Source organism: Nocardia sp. NPDC088792 (genome assembly GCF_044750615.1).
GTDB lineage: Bacteria > Actinomycetota > Actinomycetes > Mycobacteriales > Mycobacteriaceae > Nocardia.
In genome coordinates this window covers 917,981-935,764 of the sequence record NZ_JBIVKC010000004.1, presented here as the reverse complement: position 1 = coordinate 935,764, position 17,784 = coordinate 917,981, and the positions used below count along the sequence as shown (strand labels likewise).

Sequence of the window (17,784 nt, the reverse complement as noted above, 5' to 3'; positions counted from 1 at the left end):
GTCAACCAAAACGGAGAGCAGGCCATCAGCTTTCGGCTGATGACCTGCTCCGGGGGGATTTCGGGTGCGGCGTTACCGGGCGTCCCGAGGCTCGCTGTAGACGGTCGCGTAGACACGGTCAGAATATCGTCGATGGCAGGGCGAGTCGCGTGCGCGGGCAGTGCGCGTTTCGCCCCCGGCCACCTGAGGCGGTGACCGGGGGCGAAACTGGGCGGCTCAGTTCACTTTTCGGCGGACAGTTTGGGCAGCAGCTGTACCAGTGCTGCGGCCAAGGCGCAGAGGACGATCATCGGGAGCAGGCTCCAGACGAAGGCCGATCCGAGGCCGCCGGTGAGGTGGTTGTAGAAGAGGATTCCTACGACGGCGATGCCGAGTGCGCCACCGACCTGGTTCGCGGTGGAGAGGACGCCGCCGGCGGAGGCGGCGTGGTGGACGGAGACTCGGGCCAGCACGGTGCCGGGCAGCGGCACCATCGCCAAACCCATGCCCGCTCCGACCACGATCAGGCCGGGAATCAGCAGGCCGATCGATTCGGTCGTGGCCGGGATGAGCAGGAGGAAGCCGACGGCCTGCAGGACGGCGCCGACCGTGATCACCTGGCGGCCGAGCCGGACCGCGAGCTGCTCCGACAGTTTCGAGGTGAACAGGTACGGTGCGCCGATCGCGAGGAACAGCAGTCCGGACGTCAGGGGCGAAAGATGGCGCCCCTGTTGCAGATACAGCGCCAGGAACAGGAAGAACGAGGCGACACTCATCTGGTAGATGAGCGCGACCACCACGCCGACCCGGAACGAGCGTTCGTGGAACAGGTCGGGATCCACCAGCGGCGACGCGCCACGGGCAGCCAATCGTGTTTGATACCAGGCGAATACGACCAGCAGTACGGCGGCGGTCGCGAGTGACAGCCAGGTCCACAGCGGCCAGCCCTGCGAGGGGCCCTGGATCAGCGGCAGCACCATGGCGACCAGCGCGGCGATGATCAGATCCACACCGATCGGATCGAGCCGGGTGCCGGCGGCGCCACGCGATTCGGGAACCATGCGCCGCAGCAGTGCGAGGGCGACAATGCCCACCGGCACATTGATCCAGTAGATCGTGCGCCATCCGAGGCCGAACAGGTCGGCCTGGATCAGCGCGCCGCCGATCAACTGGCCGAATACGGCGGCCAGGCCCATGGTCGCGCCGTAGGCCGCGAAGGCGCGGGCCTGCCGGGCGCCGGTGAACACCACGGTGATGATGCCGAGTACCTGCGGCATGAGCAGCGCCATCCCGGCGCCCTGCACGACTCGTGCGGCGATCAGTTCACCCGCACCGCCGGCGAGGGCGCATACGGCGGAAGCCAGTGTGAAGACCGCCATTCCGATCCCGTAGAGGCGGCGCCGGCCGTACATGTCGCCGAGCCGTCCGCCGGTGATCAGGCCGGCCGCGACGGCCAGGCCGTAACCCGCGACGATCCACTGCGTGGCGGCATTACCGATGTGCAGATCGGCCTGCGTGTCGGGGATCGCGACATTGACGATGAAGAAGTCGAGAGTGGCCACGAAAATACCGGCGAGCAGGATGAGCAGAGTGCCCAGCGACGCCTGGTCGGCCTCGGGCCGGGTCGATGCGGCGGAGGGCCGCTGAAGGGTCGGTGATGACATGACGAAATGTCCTAGCGATCGATGGACAGTGTCCCGTGAACTGCCGCAGGTGATTCGGTGGAGCCCGGCGGGAAACACACACGGCGCGTGCGTGTTTCCCGCCGGAAGTGAGGGCTCAGGCGCCGGCGGGCACCTTGTCGAGGAAGCCGTTGACCCGGACGATCCGCCCGTCCGCGGCAAGCTCCGCGACATCGAAGCCGACAATCAGCGGCTCCGCACCCGGCTGTCCCAGGTTCCAGGTGAACCGGGCGATATTGTGATGCGCGTCGACGGCCCCGCCGCGGCTGAATTCCAGTCCGGCGAACTGCCCCTGCACCGCCGCGATGGTGGCGGCCAGCTCGGCATGCCCCCGCACCGCCGCCAGCGGATCGACATACTCCGCATCCTCGGTGAACACCTCGGCGACCAGTTCCGCGCGGCGGTCCGCATCGGTGGCGTTCCAAGCGTCCAGGTAGCGGTCGACCAGCTCATTGATGTCGCTCATGATGTCTCTCCTCAGTGGTTCCGTACTTGCTGACCACAAAGTTATTGAGCTTTGACCACCCCGGAATCTGTCGTACTTAGGTACTGACGACTTGTACGCCGGCGCGGACCTTCTCCGGCATGAGCGCAGTGCAGGGGACGGTCATGCTGTCGCGGTGAGGAATTGGGTTTGAATGCGGATGGGGTGGGGCTCGATCGGGAGTTCGAAGTGGTCGATGGCTGTCACCTCGTCGGGGGCTTCGACTTGCCAGCCGGTCTTGTCGAGGAGGGTGAGCCAGGTATCGCGGGATTGGATTGTGCGGAGTGGTCCGGTGCCGCTGAACATCTCGGCGTCCACGGTGGCGACGACGAGGTCGGACTCGAGGTCGGCGGGGTGCACTTCGGCGGTGATGGCCAGGGTGGAGCCTTTTGCGGCGCGGGTGGAGAGGCCGGCCAGGAGTTGCTCGACATTCTTCGGTTCGAGGAACAGGGTGAGGTGTTCGGCGAGGAAGAAGGTTGGCTGGTGGGCGTTGTGGCCGGCGCGAGCCAAGACCTCGGCGACATCGCCGGTTCGGAAGTCCACTGGGGCCAGGGTGAGGTGTGGGGTGTGCATCGTCCCGAGGCGGCGAGCCTTGTCCGTCACGATATCGGGGAGGTCGAGGTCGAAGAATCGCACGGCGGGGTGCCGGAATCGGAGGGCGCGGTCGTCGTAGCCTGCGCCGAGGTTTACGACCTGAGGTACCTCGGCCGCGATGGCGGCCAGGACGAGCTGGTCGAAGTACGGGGCGCGGGGCGCCAGCAAGTCCAGTGAGAGGGAGATATCGCTGGGCTCACCGGATGGATCGATCGCTTGCAGGCCCTGTACGAGCGCACGTACAGCGTTGGGGTCACCTTCGGCGGTATGCGGGCGGTCGAACTCGGCGCGCCCGAGAGCGCACACCTCTCGGATCATCGTCAGCAGCGGGTTTTCTTGCGTCATGGTTGTTTCATTGGATTCGTCCATGAACGAATGATTTTCGACAGCTCTTGCACTGTCCTGGCGCGGCGCTTGCGGCAAAAGAATCTGGAATTCGGGTGAGGTGGATGTCGAGAACGGTTGGGCGGCTCCGTCCCAGGGGTACGAGCAGCCGAACGGGGCTCGGCCGGACCGACGAAGGAGCGAGCATGCAACCGAACGAGATCACCACGATTGTGAACCTGCCGATCAGCCAGAAGCTGCTGGCCCGTGACCTGCTGCGGATGGCGTATGTCGCGAAGGACGGTACGCCGCGGAATATCCCGATCGCGTTCACCTGGAACGGCTCGGAGATCGTCGTCTGCACCTCGAAGAACGCTTTGAAACTGCCCTACCTGCGCGACAACCCCGAGGTGGCGCTGACGATCGATACCGAGGTGCATCCGCCGAAGATGCTGCTCATCCGGGGCCGGGCGGAGTTGGATGTGGTGGAGGGGATTCCGGCGGAGTATCTGCAGATGAACGGCAGTTACGAGATGACTGCGGAGCAGCGGGTCGAATGGGAGGCCGAGGTTCGTTCGCTCTACGACGGAATGGTTCGGGTCGTCATTACGCCGACGTGGGTGAAGCTCATCGACTTCGAAACCACGCTGCCCAGCGCGGTCGAGGAGCTGATCCGGCAGCGGGCCGAACGTCAGCGGGCCTGAATCCGATCGACCCGGCCAGCATGGACCGTAACCGACAGAGGAGAACATCATGCCTAAATATCTGCTGCTCAAGCACTATCGGGGCGCGCCCGCATCGGTCAACGACGTGCCGATGGATCAGTGGACGCCCGAGGAGATCTCGGCCCACGTGCAGTACATGCAGGATTTCGCCACGCGACTCGAGGAGACCGGGGAGTTCGTCCAACATTTGGCGCTCGCTCCGCAGGGCACGTTCGTCCGGTCCGACGGCGAGGGGCGGCCGCCGATCACCGACGGTCCGTTCGCGGAGACCAAAGATCTGATTGCCGGGTGGACGATCATCGATGTCGAAACCTATGAGCGGGCGGTCGAACTGGCCGGTGAGCTGTCCGCGGCACCGGGTGCGGGCGGGAAGCCGGTGCAGGAGTGGCTCGAGCTTCGACCGTTCTTCACGGGGTTGCCCACGGTGACCGAGTGAACGAATCCCTGCTGCGCGAACTCGTGCCCGCGGTGATCGGCATCCTCGTACGCCGCGGAGCCGACTTCGCCGCGGCCGAGGACGCGGTGCAGGAGGCGCTGATCCGGGCATTGGAGGCGTGGCCGGACGATCCGCCGCGCGATGCCAAGGCGTGGCTCGTCGCGGCGGCCTGGCACAAGTTCCTCGATGCCACCCGCGCCGAAACATCCCGGCGGGGAAGGGAACTCGCCGTGGAAGTCGAACCTCCGGCAGGCCCGGTGCCCGCCACCGATGACTCGCTGTGGCTGTATTTCCTGTGCGCGCACCCCTCCCTGCCCATCGGGTCGGCCGTCGCATTGACGCTGCGTGCGGTCGGCGGCCTGACGACTCGGCAGATAGCCACGGCCTATCTCGTCCCCGAAGCGACTATGGCGCAACGGATCAGCCGGGCCAAGCGGCGCATCTCGGGCCTGCCACTCGACCGTCCCGGCGATCTCGCAACGGTGCTGCGCGTCCTCTACCTCGTCTTCAACGAGGGCTACACAGGTGACATAGATTTGGTGGCCGAGGCCATCCGCCTCACCCGCCAGCTCGCCGCCGCGACCGACGAGCCCGAGGTCGCGGGCCTGCTCGCCCTGATGCTGCTGCATCACGCCCGCCGCGCGTCACGCACCGGCCCGGACGGCCGCCTGATCCCCCTCGCCGAACAGGACCGATCCCATTGGGACACAGTCCTTATCGCCGAGGGTGTCGAGATTCTGCAAGCCGCGCTGGCCCGCGACCGCCTGGGCGAATACCAGACCCAAGCCGCCATCGCCGCTCTACACGCGGACGCCCCCAGCACCGCCGAAACGGACTGGGTGCAGATCGTCGAGTGGTACGACGAACTCCTACTCCGCACCGACACCCCGGTAATCCGCCTGAACCGCGCGGTAGCGGTCGGCGAGGCCGACGGCCCCCGAGCCGGCCTGGCCGCCCTCGCCGACCTCGACCCGAACCTCCCCCGCCATACCGCAGCCCGCGCCTACCTCCTCGAACGCGCCGGCGACCTCGAACAAGCCGCCACCCTCTACGCCGAAGCCTCCCGCACAGCCACCAACCTCCCCGAACGCGACCACCTCACCCGCGAAGCAGCCCGACTCCGGCAACTACTCCACTCCTGATCACCTCGCCGACATCTGCTGCCTGCCCCAGGTTTTGGGGGCCTCGGGTGTCGCTAACAGTATCCTGGCTGAGAGTCCGAAAAGGTCGAAGGTTCAACAGTTCTCGGTGCGGTCCGGTGGAGTGATCAAGGGCTGGACGGCGGTTTTCAGCTGGGCGCGTAGCCAGCGGGCGGCGGGGTCGTCGTTCAGGCGGCGGTGCCAGCGGGCTTCGACCTCGGCGGCGGGGAGGGGGAAGGGGACCTCGTGCCAGCGCAAGGGGATTCGGCGTTGGACCAGGTGTTGGGCCAGGACTTGGGGGAGGAGGCAGATGACGTCGTCCTCCAGGGCGATCAGGGCCGCGACGGCGTAGGAGGGGACAACCGCACTGACCGTGCGGGTGCGGCCGATGCGGCGTAGAGCCTCGTCGAGGGGGCCGTGGGCCAGGCCGCGACGGGAGGCGGAGATGTGGGGGTGGGCGCAGAGGTCGTCGATCGTCAGGTGTGGGGCCCGGCCGAGGTCGGAATCCGCTGCTACGACGGCGACGAAGTGGTCGGTGAACAGGGGTTCGGTGCATACGTCGGGTGGGGGTGGATCGGCTACGCCGACGTCCAGGTCCAGGGAGCCGTCGCGTAGTGGGTCGGCTCCTTCGGAGGCCTCGGGGGCGAACCGGAGCCGGACCCCGGGGGCGCGGTCGGCGATCAGGCGGGTGAGGCGGGGTGCGAGTACGGGGACGAGGGCGTCGTTGATCCGGATGGTGAAGGTGCGCTGCCAGGATCGTGGGTCATTGCCGGTGGGATCGGAGCGCAGGGCGGCCGCATCGTTCAGCAGCGCTTTGACTTTGGCGGCGCTGCGCAGGGCGAACGGGGTGGGGACCAGGCCGCGGCCCGCGCGTACGAGGATCTGGTCGTTCATCGCTCGCCGTAGCCGGCCCAGGGCTCTGCTGGTCGCGGGACCCGACAGATGCAGTCGCTCGGCGGCCGCCGACACGCTTCCGGTATCCATCAACGCGTCGAACACCCGCAACAGGTTGAGGTCCAGCTGCTCGGCCATGAGCCCTCCTAATGAATGCGTTCAACGCAAACTCAGAGTGCAGAGATTGCAGTAGACATCATGTCATGCGCGATCGAGACTGAATTCATGAGCAGCGCACAGGAATTGACAACCAAGGCCAGGACCGTGCGGCCGACCGCATACGGGTCACCGGACGTCCTCGAGATCGTCTCCATGCCGATACCGGAACCTGCCGCCGGCCAGGTCGTCGTGCAGGTCCGCGCGGCCGGGGTCAACCCCATCGATTGGAAGCTCTACAGCGGCGCCTTCCACGAGGTGGACGACGAGCACCAGGACTCCGCCGGGCTCGCCGACGACTTGCCCCGGCTCGGACTGGAATGCGCGGGAGTCGTCACCGCGATCGGCGACGACGTGCGCGCCTTCGAAGTCGGCGACGAGGTCATCGTCTACCCGGTCACCGGCGCCTACGCCGACTACGTCACCGCACCCGCGACCTCGCTGATCCCCAAGCCCGCCGATCTGGGCTGGCCCGAGGCGGGTTCGTTGATGCTGGCCGGCACCACGGCCGTGCACGCCCTGCACGCCGCCGGTGTCGGCGAGGGTGACACGCTGCTCGTCCACGGTGGCGCGGGCGGAGTCGGTTCGGTGGTCGTGCAATTGGCCACGGCAGCGGGCGCAACCGTGATCGCCACCGCCGGCGCACACAATCACGAACTACTGCGCGAACTCGGCGCCATTCCGGTCACCTACGGTGCCGGGCTGCTCGACCGCGTGCGTGCAGCCTCCCCTGGACCGGTCACCGCCGCGATCGACTGTGCCGGCGGCGATGAAGCGCTCGACACTTCCTTGGAACTGGTAGCCGATCGACAGCGCATCGCCTCGATCGTTGCCGGCGACCGTCACGTCGTCGCCGGTATCAAGGCCCTCGGCTACGGCCCCGGCCAGGACGCGGGCACCGAGCTCCGCGAGTCGGCCCGCGCCGATCTGGCTTCCCGCGCAGTCGAATTGCGCATCCTGATCGACACCGTCTACCCCTTGGCGGAGGCGGCGCGGGCCCACCGCGCCGGAATCGCCGGACATGCCCCCGGCAAGCTCGTGCTTGTCCCATAACCGCTCTCGCTGATCAAGGGCGCCGCAAGGACCGCATGCCCGGATGCGTCAGTGCTTGACGGCCAGTGCTGATTCCGCGGGAAGCAGCCGTGGCACCGGCGGGAGCGGAAACGGTGTGGGGGAAGAGGTCCGGAACGCCTGGATCATGAGGGCGGCGAAGCGGCGCGAGGCCGCGATTCGGGCTGCGAGCGTTGGGGCCTGAATACCGTTGTTGGCCATGATCATCAGGATCAGGTCGTCGCTACGTCGGGGCGGAGGTTGCCGGTCGCCTCGGCGCGGCGGATCAGGTCGGCGGCGGCGGTGAGCGAGGCGGTGCGGATCGCGGCGAAGTCCACGGCACGGGGAAAAGTGGACATGAAGGCCGCGGTGAAGCCGTGGTCGCGGGCCTGGAGTTCGCAGAGCTGCTCGATCGTGTGGCAGAAGCCTTGCCACGCATCGGGATCGGCGAGGCCTTCCTCGACTATCGATCGGCAGGCGTGCATCTGGTCGGTGAAGGCCTCCGCGATCAGGATTTCCTTGCTCATACGCGGCGCGGCCGGCGGCATCGGAGTCATGGCGGTGCAGCTCGCGGCTCGGGCCGGCGGCGGCGCGGTCGCGGTCACGACCGCATCGGCCGAGCGCGGAGCCCGCTTGCGCAAACTCGGCGCGACGCATGTCCTGGATCGAACGGGCCGGAGCGCCGAGGACGCTCCCGCGGGCTACGACGTCATCATCGACATCGTCGCCGGCGCGGACCTGCCGTCCTTCCTGGACCGGCTCGAACCGAACGGTCGCATGGTGGTGGCCGGCGTGATGGCGGGCATGCCGCCCGCGGACTTCGGCTCGGCAATGGTCGCGGGCTTCAAGAAGTCGATATCGTTCGCCACCTTCAGCGCCGACACCGTGCCCGTATCGGACAGACGCGCCGCGACCGCCGAACTGAATCCGGCGAGGTGTTCGGGAGAATCGCGCTCACGCCATAGGGGCGGCGGAACCGAGCCAGGTGAGGGCGGCGGTGACCATGGCGGTGACGCCCGCGGTGATGCTGGGGTCCACTTCGGGAAAGTATTTCGCGGTGTGCGGGCCGGGAACGGATTTGGGGTCTATGCGACCGGTGAGGACGTCCCGGACGATCTGGACAGGGTCGGTGCCGCCGAATTGCGCGAGCGAGAGTACGCCGAACATCCAATAGCAGAGCGGGACACCGGCACTGGTGGCGAAGATGCCCGCGTCTTCGCTGCCGGTGATGCGGCCCGGGTCGAAAACATGGTCGGGGCCGAGGATTTCGCCGATGGCGGTCAGGGTCCGGTGCAGGGCGTCCGGATCGTTGTTCATGACCGGGAAGGTGTCTATCACGGAGATCTCCGGGGCGCGTACCGCGCCCGCGGCGGCGGCCTCGCCCTTGATGATGCGGTCCACGGCGGACAACACCCGCTGGCGCACTTCGGGAGTATAGGTGCGGATATTCAATTGCAGCTCGGCATCATCCGGGATGATGTTGTCCTTGGTACCCGCCCGCATCGAGCCCACGGTCACCACCGCGGCATCATTGGCGGCGATCTCTCGCGACACGATGGTCTGCAAGCGCATGACGGTGGCCGCGGCCAGCACGACCGGATCGACGGTGACCTCCGGCCGGGAGCCGTGCCCGCCGTGGCCGTGCAGCGTGACGCGGAGCGCGTCGGTGGCCGCTGCCGCGACACCGGGATGCCCGGCGATGAGCCCGACGGGAAACGGCGCCGTGTGCTGCGCGAGGACGATATCCGGTTTGCCGAAGCGCTCGAAGAGCGTGTCGTCGACCATGCCCTGCGCGCCCCGCCCGGTCTCTTCGGCCGGCTGGAATATCGCCATGATGGTGCCCGACCAGGTCGAGCGGGCACCGGCCAGCAGGTGCAGCGCGCCGAGTAGGCAGGTGGCGTGCATATCGTGTCCGCAGGCGTGCATGACACCGTCATTGCGGGACGCGTAGGGCAGGCCGGTCGCCTCGGTGATGGGCAGTGCGTCGAAATCGGCGCGCAGCAGAACGGTCGGGCTGTTGCCATTGGCCAGCATGGCGACCACGCCGGTCCCGCCGACGCCGGTGGTGACCTGGTAGCCGAGGGCCGCCACCTGCTCGGCGACCTGCTGCGCGGTGCGATGTTCGGCGCCCGAGAGTTCGGGGTGCATGTGCAGGTCGCGATAGAAGTCCGCGAGATCCGCCCGGATCCGGTCGAGTCCGCCGATGGCCGTGGTGATGGTCGAAGTACTCGCCGTCATGATTCGCTCCCTGCAATCGAATGCTCTCGGATATGTGCTGCGAGCTCGCAAAATCGATCGATGGTGCGGAATCAGCGTAGATCGGGCCGGGATCGGCAATTCGGCCGGAGGGGTACGGAAGGTGTATATCGCTCAGGGGAACCGAAGTTACCGGCTATTAGGGGTTGATTTCGCGAGTGGCTGGTGAACAATGCTCACCAGGGTTACATGGCCACATCTCGGAGAGAAGGACCCGCTAAGTGTTCAGTCGGATCGGAATCGTCAATCGTGGAGAGGCCGCCATGCGGCTCATCCGCGCGGTCAGGGAACTTGCCGCGGAAACGGCGCTACCCATCGAGATAGTCGCTCTCTACACCGATGTGGACAGCACTGCCGCGTTCGTGCGTCACGCCGATATCGCCTACAACCTAGGTCCCGCCGCCGCGCGGCCCTATTTGAACCTGAACCTGCTCGAGGAAGCCCTCGTCGCGACCGAATGCGATGCCGCCTGGGTGGGCTGGGGATTCGTCGCCGAGGATCCGGCCTTCGCCGAACTCTGCGAGCGGATCGGCATCACCTTCGTCGGGCCCAGCGCCGAAGCCATGCGCACCCTCGGCGACAAGATCGGCGCCAAGCTGCTCGCCGAGAAGGTGGGCGTACCGGTCGCACCGTGGAGCCGCGGCGAGGTCGAAACCCTGGACGCCGCAATCGCGGCCGCGTCCGAGATCGGTTACCCGCTCATGCTGAAGGCGACGGCCGGCGGCGGCGGACGCGGTATCCGCGTGATCGGCAGCCGCGCCGAGCTCGAGGACGCCTACGAGCGCACCAGCCAGGAGGCCGCGCGCGCCTTCGGCAGCGGCGTCGTCTTCCTGGAACGTCTCGTCACCGGCGCCCGGCACGTCGAGGTCCAGGTCATCGCGGACGGGCAGGGCACCGCCTGGGCGCTCGGCGTCCGTGACTGCTCGGTGCAGCGGCGCAATCAGAAGATCATCGAGGAGTCCGCGTCGCCGGTGCTGGACGCCACCCAGGCCGCCGAACTGAAGGCGTCCGCGGAACGCCTGGCCCTCGCGGTGGACTACTGCGGCGCCGCGACCGTGGAGTTCCTGTACCACCCCGGCGACCGTCAGTTCGCCTTCCTCGAGGTGAACACCCGCCTGCAGGTGGAGCATCCGATCACCGAGTGCACCACCGGTTTCGACCTGGTCAAGGCCCAGCTGTCGGTGGCCTCCGGCAACAAGCTGCAGGGCGAGCCGCCCGTCGAACGCGGCCATGCCGTCGAGGCCCGGCTCAATGCCGAGGATCCCGATCGCGATTTCGCGCCCGCTCCCGGCCGCATCGCCCGGCTCACTCTGCCCGCCGGCCCCGGCATCCGGGTGGACACCGGCGTCGGCGAGGGCGACACCATCGCAGCCGATTTCGATTCCATGATCGCGAAGATCATTGCCTACGGCCGGGATCGCACCGAGGCGCTCGGCCGGCTGCGGCAGGCCATGACGCAGACCACCGTGGTCATCGAGGGCGGCGTCACCAACAAGAGTTTCGTGCTCGACCTGCTCGACCAGCCCGAGATCATCGACGCCAGCGCGGACACCGGCTGGATCGACCGCGTCCGCGGCGAGGGCCGGCTCATCCAGCACCGGCACTCCGCGGTCGCCCTGGCCGTCGCCGCCATCGAAACCTACGAGGAAGACGAACGCGCCGAAGAACATCGGCTGCTCACGACCGCTTCCGGCGGGCGTCCGCAGGTGCAGCACGACAGCGGCCGCCCGCTGGATCTGCAGTTGCGCGGCGTCGCGTATCGCGTGCGCGTCGCCCGGGTCGGTGCGAAGCGCTTCCGGGTGGTCATCGAGTCCGGTGACGAAACCCGCAGCGCCGCCATCGAACTCGACCGCTTCGACCGCAATACCGGGCAGATCATTGTCAACGGCACCCGATACCGCCTGCTCACCGGCACTTTCGGCACCACCCACCTGGTCGAGGTGGACGGTGTCACCCACCGCGTCAACCGTGACGACGGCGGCGTGGTCCGCGCGCCCGCGCCCGCTCTCGTCGTCGCGACGCCGCTCGCGCCCGGCGCCGAGGTCGCGGCGGGCGCACCCGTGCTCGTCCTGGAGAGCATGAAGATGGAAACGGTGCTGCGCGCACCGTTCGCGGCCCGCCTGAAGGAATGCCTGGTCACCGTGGGCACCCAGGTCGAAACCGGTTCGCCGCTGCTGCGATTGGAGCCGCTCGCCACCGAGGACGACGCCGAGGCGGCAGCCCCCGCGCCCGCCGTCGAACTGGACCTGCCCACCCTCCCCGACGCGGTGCCCGCGGCGCAGCGCGAACAGCAGGGCCGCGAGGACCTCCGCGCCCTGCTGCTGGGCTACGACGTCGACCCCGCCGACGAGCGCCGCGTCATCGACGACTATCTCGCCGCGCGTAAGGAATTGGGCGGGCAGGGCCGCCGCCGCACTCCGGCCGCGGAGCTCGAACTCATCGACACCTTCACCGATCTCGCCGCGCTCACCCACAATCGCCCGGCCGATGATCACGGCAGTGGCCATATCCACAGTCCCCGTGAGTATTTCCACGTCTACCTGCAGTCCCTCGATGTCGATCGGGCGGGCCTGCCGGCCACCTTCCAGACCAAGCTGGCCAAGGCACTCGCGCACTACGGCGTCTCCGAGCTGGAGCGCTCACCGGAGCTGGAAGCCGCGGTGTTCCGAATCTTCCTGGCGCAGCAGCGTTCCCAGGCGAACGCCGCCCTCATCGTCACCCTGCTGCGGGAGTGGCTGCTCGATCCGATGCCCGACCGGACCCTGCGGGAACCCCTGGGCCTGGCCCTGGAACGGCTGATCGCGGCGACCCCGCTGCGCTTCCCGGTCATCGCCGACCTCGCGCGCGGTGTCGCCTACGCCTGGTTCGGTATGCCGCTGCTGCTGCGCAACCGCGCCCGCACCTACACGGATGTGCGTAAACACCTGCGGCACTTGGACAGTCAGCCGGATGCCGCGGATCGTGGCGAGCGGATCGCCGAAATGGTCCGCAGTACCGAACCTCTGGTGCGGCTGCTCGGCCAGCGCATGGAGCGCCGCATTCTGAACAGCGCGGTGCTGCTGGAGGTGCTCACCCGCCGCTACTACGGCAACAAGGGTCTCACCGGGCTGCGGGCCAGCGAGATCGACGGCTGCACCTTCTTCAGCGCCGAGCGCGACGGTTCCCGGATGATCTCCTGCGCAACGGGTTTCGATGCGCTGGGCGGCGCCCTGCACGGGCTGGCCGACCTGGTCACCGGCGACCACGCCGTCGATGTCGACATCTACCTGCGCTGGGAGCAGCAGCCCGCGGATCTCGACGCCATGGCCGCCGCCCTGCAGGAGGTCCTGAGCTCGGTGCCGCTGCCGGCTCGGATCAACCGGATCACGGTGGCCGTCGCGGGCAGCAAGGGCGAGGTGATGCACCATCACTTCACGTTCCGCAACACGGATTCCGGCTTCGTGGAGGAGCGCCTGATCCGCGGTCTGCACCCGTACATCGCGCAGCGCATGCAGTTCGAGCGGCTCAGCAAGTTCGAGCTCACCCGGGTGTCCTCCTCGGACGACGACGAGGTGCACCTCTTCCGCGCGGTCGCCAAGGACAACCCGTCCGATGACCGTCTCGTGGCCTTCGCACAGGTGCGGGACCTGACCGAGCTGCGCGATCTCGACGGCCGCCTGGTCGCCCTGCCGACCGCCGAGATCGTCCTGGCGACCTGCCTCGATTCCATCCGCCGCGCACAGTCGCAGCGGCCGACGGCGAAGCGGTTCAACACCAACCGGATCGTCGTGTACGTGTGGCCGCCGAGCGGCATCACCCGCGCGGAACTGGATACCCTCGCCAAGCGCATGCTCCAGACCGCCGGCGGTGCGGGCCTGGAAGAAATGGTGTTCATCGGACGCCAGCGCAACAGCCGGACCGGTGAGCTGCGCAAGACCGCCCTGCGCATCCGCTTCGACGCCACCGGCGGCACCAGCCTGTCGATCGGGGATTGGTCGGAGGAACCGATCGAGCCGCTCGACGACTACCGCCTGAAGGTGCTGCGCGCCAGCGTTCGCAATACGGTCTACCCGTACGAATTGACCGGCCTGCTGGGCGATTTCGCCGAATACGATCTCGACGAGCAGCACGCGCTGGTCCCCGTCGACCGGCCGAAGGGCCGCAACTCCGCCGCCATCGTCGCCGGTGTCGTCAGCACGCCGACCAAGCGTCACCCGCAAGGCGTCAAGCGCGTGGTCCTGCTCGGTGATCCGACGAAATCCCTCGGTGCGCTGTCGGAACCGGAATGCCGCCGCATCATTGCCGCGCTGGATCTGGCGGAGCGGCTGCAGGTCCCGCTGGAGTGGTACGCCCTCTCCGCCGGCGCCCGCATCTCCATGGAGTCGGGCACCGAGAACATGGACTGGGTGGCCGCCGCGCTCAAGCGCATCGTCGAATTCACCCAGGACGGCGGCGAAATCAATATCGTCGTCGCGGGCATCAATGTCGGCGCACAGCCGTACTGGAATGCCGAAGCGACCATGCTCATGCACACCAAGGGCATTCTGGTGATGATGCCGGAGTCGGCCATGGTGCTCACCGGTAAGGGCGCGCTCGACTTCTCCGGCGGTGTCTCGGCCGAGGACAACTTCGGTATCGGCGGCTACGAACGCGTCATGGGACCCAACGGCCAGGCCCAGTACTGGGCGCCGAATCTGACCGCGGCCCGCGATATCGTCATGGCCTACTACGAGCACACCTACATCGCTCCCGGCGAACCCGGCCCGCGTCGTATCGCCACCGCCGACCCGATCGACCGCGATATTCGCGACTACCCGCACACCATGGCGGACAGCGATTTCGCCACGGTCGGCGAAATCTTCTCCGCGACAGCCAATCCCGACCGCAAGAAGCCGTTCGACATCCGCTCGGTCATGCGGGCGCTGGCCGATCAGGATCATCCCGCGCTGGAACGCTGGGCGGGCATGGCCGATGCGGATACCGCGGTGGTGCAGGATCTGCATCTGGGTGGAATCCCGGTGTGCGCCTTGGGTATCGAGTCGCGGCCGGTGCCGCGCCGCGGTTTCCCTCCCACCGACGGCCCGGACACCTACACCGCGGGCACGCTCTTCCCGCAGTCGTCGAAGAAGGCGGCCCGTGCGATCAACGCGGCCAGCGGCAACCGGCCGCTGGTGGTGCTGGCGAACCTGTCGGGCTTCGACGGTTCGCCGGAGTCGCTGCGGAAGCTGCAGTTGGAGTACGGCGCCGAGATCGGCCGGGCCATCGTGAATTTCCGCGGGCCCATCGTGTTCGTGGTGCTGTCGCGGTATCACGGCGGCGCGTTCGTCGTCTTCTCGAAGGCGCTGAACCCGGCCATGACCGTGCTCGCGGTGGAGGGTTCCTTCGCCTCGGTGCTCGGTGGCGCTCCGGCCGCCGCGGTGGTCTTCGCCGCGGAGGTGGACGCTCGTACCGCCAAGGACCCGCGCGTACGTGACCTGCAGGCGCGGGCCGCGGCCGCCACCGGCCCGGACCGGGCGACGCTGCCCGCGGAGCTCGACGAGCTGCGTTCCGCGGTCCGCACCGAGAAGCTGGCCGAGGTGGCCGCCGAATTCGATCGCGTGCACAGCATTCAGCGTGCGGTCGAGGTCGGCTCCGCCGACGCCGTCGTGAGTGCGGCCGAACTGCGGCCGCGCATCATCGCCGCCATCGAGGCCAAGGCCGCGGTCGGGGGCATGACGCTGGTGTAGTGCACGGCGCCGGCCGGTCGCCAGGGTGCGCGACCGGCCGGCGCCACAATTCGCGCATTGTGCGGGTACCTGCGGAGTCACAGAGGAGTGGACCGGGAGCGATGACCAAACGTGGACTGACACGGGAGCGGCTGGCGGTCATCGCTCATGAATTCGTCGCGGAGAACGGTCTGGACGCGCTGACCATGCGCCGCTTGGCGGTGACGGCGGAGGTGTCGTCGGGGGCGTTGTACAAGCATCTGCGTGACCGGCGGGATCTGCAGCGGGCAATGGCCGATACCGTCTTCGCGGCGGTCGAGCTTTCCGACCTCGATCCGGCCGATCTCGATGTCGATCAGGTGATCGCCTGCTGTGAGCGTATCCGCGCGGCCATGCTCCGCTTCCGCGACGGCGGCCGCATCGTCGCGGGCTCCTATTCGCCTTCGGCCGCGACCCTGCGGGTCTCGGCCACCCTCTGGGCCCTGCTGCGTGCAGTCACGCTGCCGCAGTTCGACGTCGGTGAGATCGCATTGGTATTGCGTTCCTACATAACGGGTTTCGTCATCGAGGAGCAGGCCTATCTGGAGCTGGAGAGCTCGGGGGAGTGGGAGACCCTCGTGCAGAGCATCTCCGCGAGCACCTACTCGCGGCCCGAGAACTCCGGTGACATCGTCGCGACCATGACCGGGGACCGCGACCTGCGGTTCACCGCGGGACTGCGCGCCATCCTCTCGGGAAAGGTCCCTGACCAGGCGTCATTGACATGCTCCTGACGTTGAAATACCTTCGGTATTCGAATACTGCAGGTATCCAACGAGGAGGTCGGTCTTGGTCCGGGACCCGCGCATTGTGATCATCGGAGCCGGGGTGTCCGGCATCGCCACCGCGGTCACCTTGCAGCGCAATGGATTCCACAACTTCGTGATCCTGGAGAAGGGATCCGATGTGGGCGGTGTCTGGTACTGGAACCGCTATCCCGGCCTGACCTGCGATGTGCCCTCGCACCTGTACCAATTCGGGTTCGCCCCCAAACCGGACTGGTCGCAGGTGTTCGCGTCCGGACCGGAGATCCAGCGCTACCTCGCCGAGGTCGCCGGCCGCTTCGATCTACGCCCGCACCTGCGCTTCGACTCCGAGGTGGTCGCGGCCGAGTTCACCGGATCCGGCTGGCGGGTCGAGACCGGCGACGGCGCCGTGCACGAGGCGGATTTCGTCATTGCCGCGACCGGCGTGCTGCACCACCCGGCCCTGCCCGACCTGCCCGGCCTGGAGGATTTCACCGGGCAGGTGCTGCACACGGCCCGCTGGGACGACAGCGTGCCCACCGACGGCCGCCGCATCGCGATCATCGGCACCGGATCCACCGGCGTACAGGTGGTTTCGGCGCTACAGCCGAAAGCCGAACGGATCACCCACTTCGTGCGCAGCCCGCAATGGGTGATCTGGGCGCCCATGAATCTCCCGCAACCCGCGCTCGTCGGCGCGGTGCTGGAGAAACTCCCGCAGGTCAACAAGGCGCTGTATCAGGCGGGCATGACCGGCGCGAAGCTGTTCACCGATGCCGTCACCCGGCCCAGCTGGCGCCGGCGCGTGGTACAGGAGTACGCGCGGGTGAGCCTGCGGGCGCAGATCCGCAATCCCGAACTGCGGGAACAGCTCACGCCCGACTATCAGCCGCTGTGCAAGCGGCAGGTGCTCTCCGGCAGCTACTACCGCGCCCTGCGCGCCCGCAATTCCGAACTGGTCACCACCGGTATCGAGACGGTGACCCCGACCGGCATCCGCACCCGCGACGGCCGCCACCACGAGGTCGACCTCCTCGTGTTCGCCACCGGCTTCCGGGCGCACGACTACATGCGCCCGATGAATCTGGCCGGCCGCGAAGGGATCTCGATCGACGAGGTCTGGGCGAAGGGACCGCGGGCCTACCGGATGACCGCGATCCCGGGCTTCCCCAACCTGTTCACCGTGCTGGGCCCCAACTCGCCCACCGGCTCCATCCCACTGCACCACGCCGCCGAGGTCACCGCCCGGTACATCACCGCGTGGATCAAGCGCTGGCAGACAGGGGAATTCGACACCGTCGAGGTCACCGAGGAGGCCACCGGCCGGTTCGAGGCCGAGGTCGCCGAGGCGCTCGGCCCGACCGTATGGAACACCGGCTGCAACTCCTGGTACTTCACCGAGGGCGGCAATATCGACCTGCTGCCGTTCGACCGGCACACCATGGAAACCATGCTCGCCGCTCCGGACGAGCGCGATTTCCATTTGCGGCGCAACGCCTGATCCCCGACTGCGGCGCAACGCCTGATCCCCATTTGCGGCGCAACGACTGACATCGACCTGCGGCGCAACGACTGACATCGACCTGCGGCGCAGCG

At 67.9% G+C, this 17,784-nt stretch carries 15 protein-coding genes and 1 pseudogene; 8 read left to right on the top strand and 8 right to left on the bottom strand.

Annotated elements, in window-relative coordinates; all coding sequences use genetic code 11:
• Window positions 1-221 precede the first annotated feature (221 nt).
• From ACIP5Y_RS31080 to ACIP5Y_RS31070, 3 genes are all read right to left on the bottom strand, one after another.
• Window positions 222-1,643, bottom strand: coding sequence for an MFS transporter (locus ACIP5Y_RS31080; RefSeq protein WP_400355440.1), 1,422 nt, complete (start codon window positions 1,641-1,643; stop codon window positions 222-224).
• Window positions 1,644-1,758: 115 nt separating this feature from the next.
• A complete protein-coding gene (locus ACIP5Y_RS31075; RefSeq protein ID WP_400355438.1) occupies window positions 1,759-2,127 on the bottom strand; it encodes a nuclear transport factor 2 family protein in 369 nt (122 codons plus the stop codon).
• A gap of 141 nt (window positions 2,128-2,268) precedes the next feature.
• Window positions 2,269-3,108, bottom strand: coding sequence for a class I SAM-dependent methyltransferase (locus tag ACIP5Y_RS31070; protein ID WP_400355437.1), 840 nt, complete (start codon window positions 3,106-3,108; stop codon window positions 2,269-2,271).
• 161 nt (window positions 3,109-3,269) lie between these two features.
• On the opposite strand from ACIP5Y_RS31070, the gene ACIP5Y_RS31065 reads away from it, so the two are divergent.
• Genes ACIP5Y_RS31065 through ACIP5Y_RS31055 form a run of 3 tightly spaced genes read left to right on the top strand, consistent with a single transcriptional unit; the run spans window position 3,270 to window position 5,366 of the window.
• Entirely contained in the window at window positions 3,270-3,767 is a 498-nt protein-coding gene (locus ACIP5Y_RS31065; RefSeq protein ID WP_400355436.1) for a pyridoxamine 5'-phosphate oxidase family protein, read from the top strand.
• 49 nt (window positions 3,768-3,816) lie between these two features.
• Window positions 3,817-4,224 carry a YciI family protein gene (locus ACIP5Y_RS31060; RefSeq protein WP_400355434.1) on the top strand — a complete coding sequence of 136 codons (408 nt, stop codon included), beginning with the start codon at window positions 3,817-3,819 and terminating at the stop codon, window positions 4,222-4,224.
• The gene (locus ACIP5Y_RS31055) at window positions 4,221-5,366 is read left to right on the top strand and encodes an RNA polymerase sigma factor (RefSeq protein ID WP_400355432.1); all 1,146 of its coding nucleotides are present in this window, start codon (window positions 4,221-4,223) and stop codon (window positions 5,364-5,366) included. Before ACIP5Y_RS31060 ends, ACIP5Y_RS31055 begins: the two co-directional genes overlap by 4 nt.
• Before the next feature lie 93 nt (window positions 5,367-5,459).
• Here the strand turns inward: ACIP5Y_RS31055 and ACIP5Y_RS31050 are convergent, their stop codons facing one another.
• Window positions 5,460-6,395, bottom strand: a complete 936-nt coding sequence (locus ACIP5Y_RS31050) for a LysR family transcriptional regulator (protein ID WP_400355430.1) — start codon at window positions 6,393-6,395, stop codon at window positions 5,460-5,462.
• Window positions 6,396-6,482: 87 nt separating this feature from the next.
• Between ACIP5Y_RS31050 and ACIP5Y_RS31045 the strand changes: the two genes are divergently transcribed.
• The gene (locus ACIP5Y_RS31045) at window positions 6,483-7,466 is read left to right on the top strand and encodes an NADP-dependent oxidoreductase (protein ID WP_400355429.1); all 984 of its coding nucleotides are present in this window, start codon (window positions 6,483-6,485) and stop codon (window positions 7,464-7,466) included.
• 48 nt (window positions 7,467-7,514) lie between these two features.
• Here the strand turns inward: ACIP5Y_RS31045 and ACIP5Y_RS31040 are convergent, their stop codons facing one another.
• The gene (locus ACIP5Y_RS31040; RefSeq protein ID WP_400355427.1) at window positions 7,515-7,685 is read right to left on the bottom strand and encodes a hypothetical protein; all 171 of its coding nucleotides are present in this window, start codon (window positions 7,683-7,685) and stop codon (window positions 7,515-7,517) included.
• 11 nt (window positions 7,686-7,696) lie between these two features.
• Window positions 7,697-8,068, bottom strand: coding sequence for a hypothetical protein (locus ACIP5Y_RS31035; RefSeq protein ID WP_400355425.1), 372 nt, complete (start codon window positions 8,066-8,068; stop codon window positions 7,697-7,699).
• On the opposite strand from ACIP5Y_RS31035, the pseudogene ACIP5Y_RS31030 reads away from it, so the two are divergent.
• Window positions 8,019-8,243, top strand: a pseudogene (locus ACIP5Y_RS31030) (zinc-binding dehydrogenase); the annotation flags it as partial. The gene ACIP5Y_RS31035 and the pseudogene ACIP5Y_RS31030 overlap by 50 nt on opposite strands.
• Here ACIP5Y_RS31030 and ACIP5Y_RS31025 read toward each other — a convergent pair.
• Complete coding sequence (locus ACIP5Y_RS31025; protein WP_400355423.1) at window positions 8,165-8,347, bottom strand: hypothetical protein; 183 nt, start codon at window positions 8,345-8,347, stop codon at window positions 8,165-8,167. The pseudogene ACIP5Y_RS31030 and the gene ACIP5Y_RS31025 sit on opposite strands and share 79 nt — an antisense overlap.
• Before the next feature lie 70 nt (window positions 8,348-8,417).
• On the bottom strand, window positions 8,418-9,701 hold the full coding sequence (locus tag ACIP5Y_RS31020) for an amidohydrolase (protein ID WP_400355421.1): 1,284 nt from the start codon (window positions 9,699-9,701) through the stop codon (window positions 8,418-8,420).
• A 239-nt stretch (window positions 9,702-9,940) separates the two neighbouring features.
• Between ACIP5Y_RS31020 and ACIP5Y_RS31015 the strand changes: the two genes are divergently transcribed.
• The 3 genes from ACIP5Y_RS31015 to ACIP5Y_RS31005 all read left to right on the top strand — a co-directional run bounded on the left by ACIP5Y_RS31015 (window position 9,941) and on the right by ACIP5Y_RS31005 (window position 17,689).
• Window positions 9,941-15,424 carry a carboxyl transferase domain-containing protein gene (locus ACIP5Y_RS31015; RefSeq protein WP_400355419.1) on the top strand — a complete coding sequence of 1,828 codons (5,484 nt, stop codon included), beginning with the start codon at window positions 9,941-9,943 and terminating at the stop codon, window positions 15,422-15,424.
• Window positions 15,425-15,525: 101 nt separating this feature from the next.
• Window positions 15,526-16,176, top strand: a complete 651-nt coding sequence (locus ACIP5Y_RS31010; RefSeq protein ID WP_400355417.1) for a TetR/AcrR family transcriptional regulator — start codon at window positions 15,526-15,528, stop codon at window positions 16,174-16,176.
• A 55-nt stretch (window positions 16,177-16,231) separates the two neighbouring features.
• The gene (locus ACIP5Y_RS31005) at window positions 16,232-17,689 is read left to right on the top strand and encodes a flavin-containing monooxygenase (protein WP_400355415.1); all 1,458 of its coding nucleotides are present in this window, start codon (window positions 16,232-16,234) and stop codon (window positions 17,687-17,689) included.
• Window positions 17,690-17,784: the final 95 nt, after the last annotated feature.

Coding starts and splice junctions, on each gene's coding strand:
- ACIP5Y_RS31020 (WP_400355421.1), bottom strand. CDS start 9,701: ATGACGGCGAGTACTTCGACCATCACCACGGCCATCGGCGGACTCGAC.
- ACIP5Y_RS31060 (WP_400355434.1), top strand. CDS start 3,817: ATGCCTAAATATCTGCTGCTCAAGCACTATCGGGGCGCGCCCGCATCG.
- ACIP5Y_RS31070 (WP_400355437.1), bottom strand. CDS start 3,108: ATGGACGAATCCAATGAAACAACCATGACGCAAGAAAACCCGCTGCTG.
- ACIP5Y_RS31075 (WP_400355438.1), bottom strand. CDS start 2,127: ATGAGCGACATCAATGAGCTGGTCGACCGCTACCTGGACGCTTGGAAC.
- ACIP5Y_RS31040 (WP_400355427.1), bottom strand. CDS start 7,685: ATGGCCAACAACGGTATTCAGGCCCCAACGCTCGCAGCCCGAATCGCG.
- ACIP5Y_RS31010 (WP_400355417.1), top strand. CDS start 15,526: ATGACCAAACGTGGACTGACACGGGAGCGGCTGGCGGTCATCGCTCAT.
- ACIP5Y_RS31065 (WP_400355436.1), top strand. CDS start 3,270: ATGCAACCGAACGAGATCACCACGATTGTGAACCTGCCGATCAGCCAG.
- ACIP5Y_RS31050 (WP_400355430.1), bottom strand. CDS start 6,395: ATGGCCGAGCAGCTGGACCTCAACCTGTTGCGGGTGTTCGACGCGTTG.
- ACIP5Y_RS31080 (WP_400355440.1), bottom strand. CDS start 1,643: ATGTCATCACCGACCCTTCAGCGGCCCTCCGCCGCATCGACCCGGCCC.
- ACIP5Y_RS31045 (WP_400355429.1), top strand. CDS start 6,483: ATGAGCAGCGCACAGGAATTGACAACCAAGGCCAGGACCGTGCGGCCG.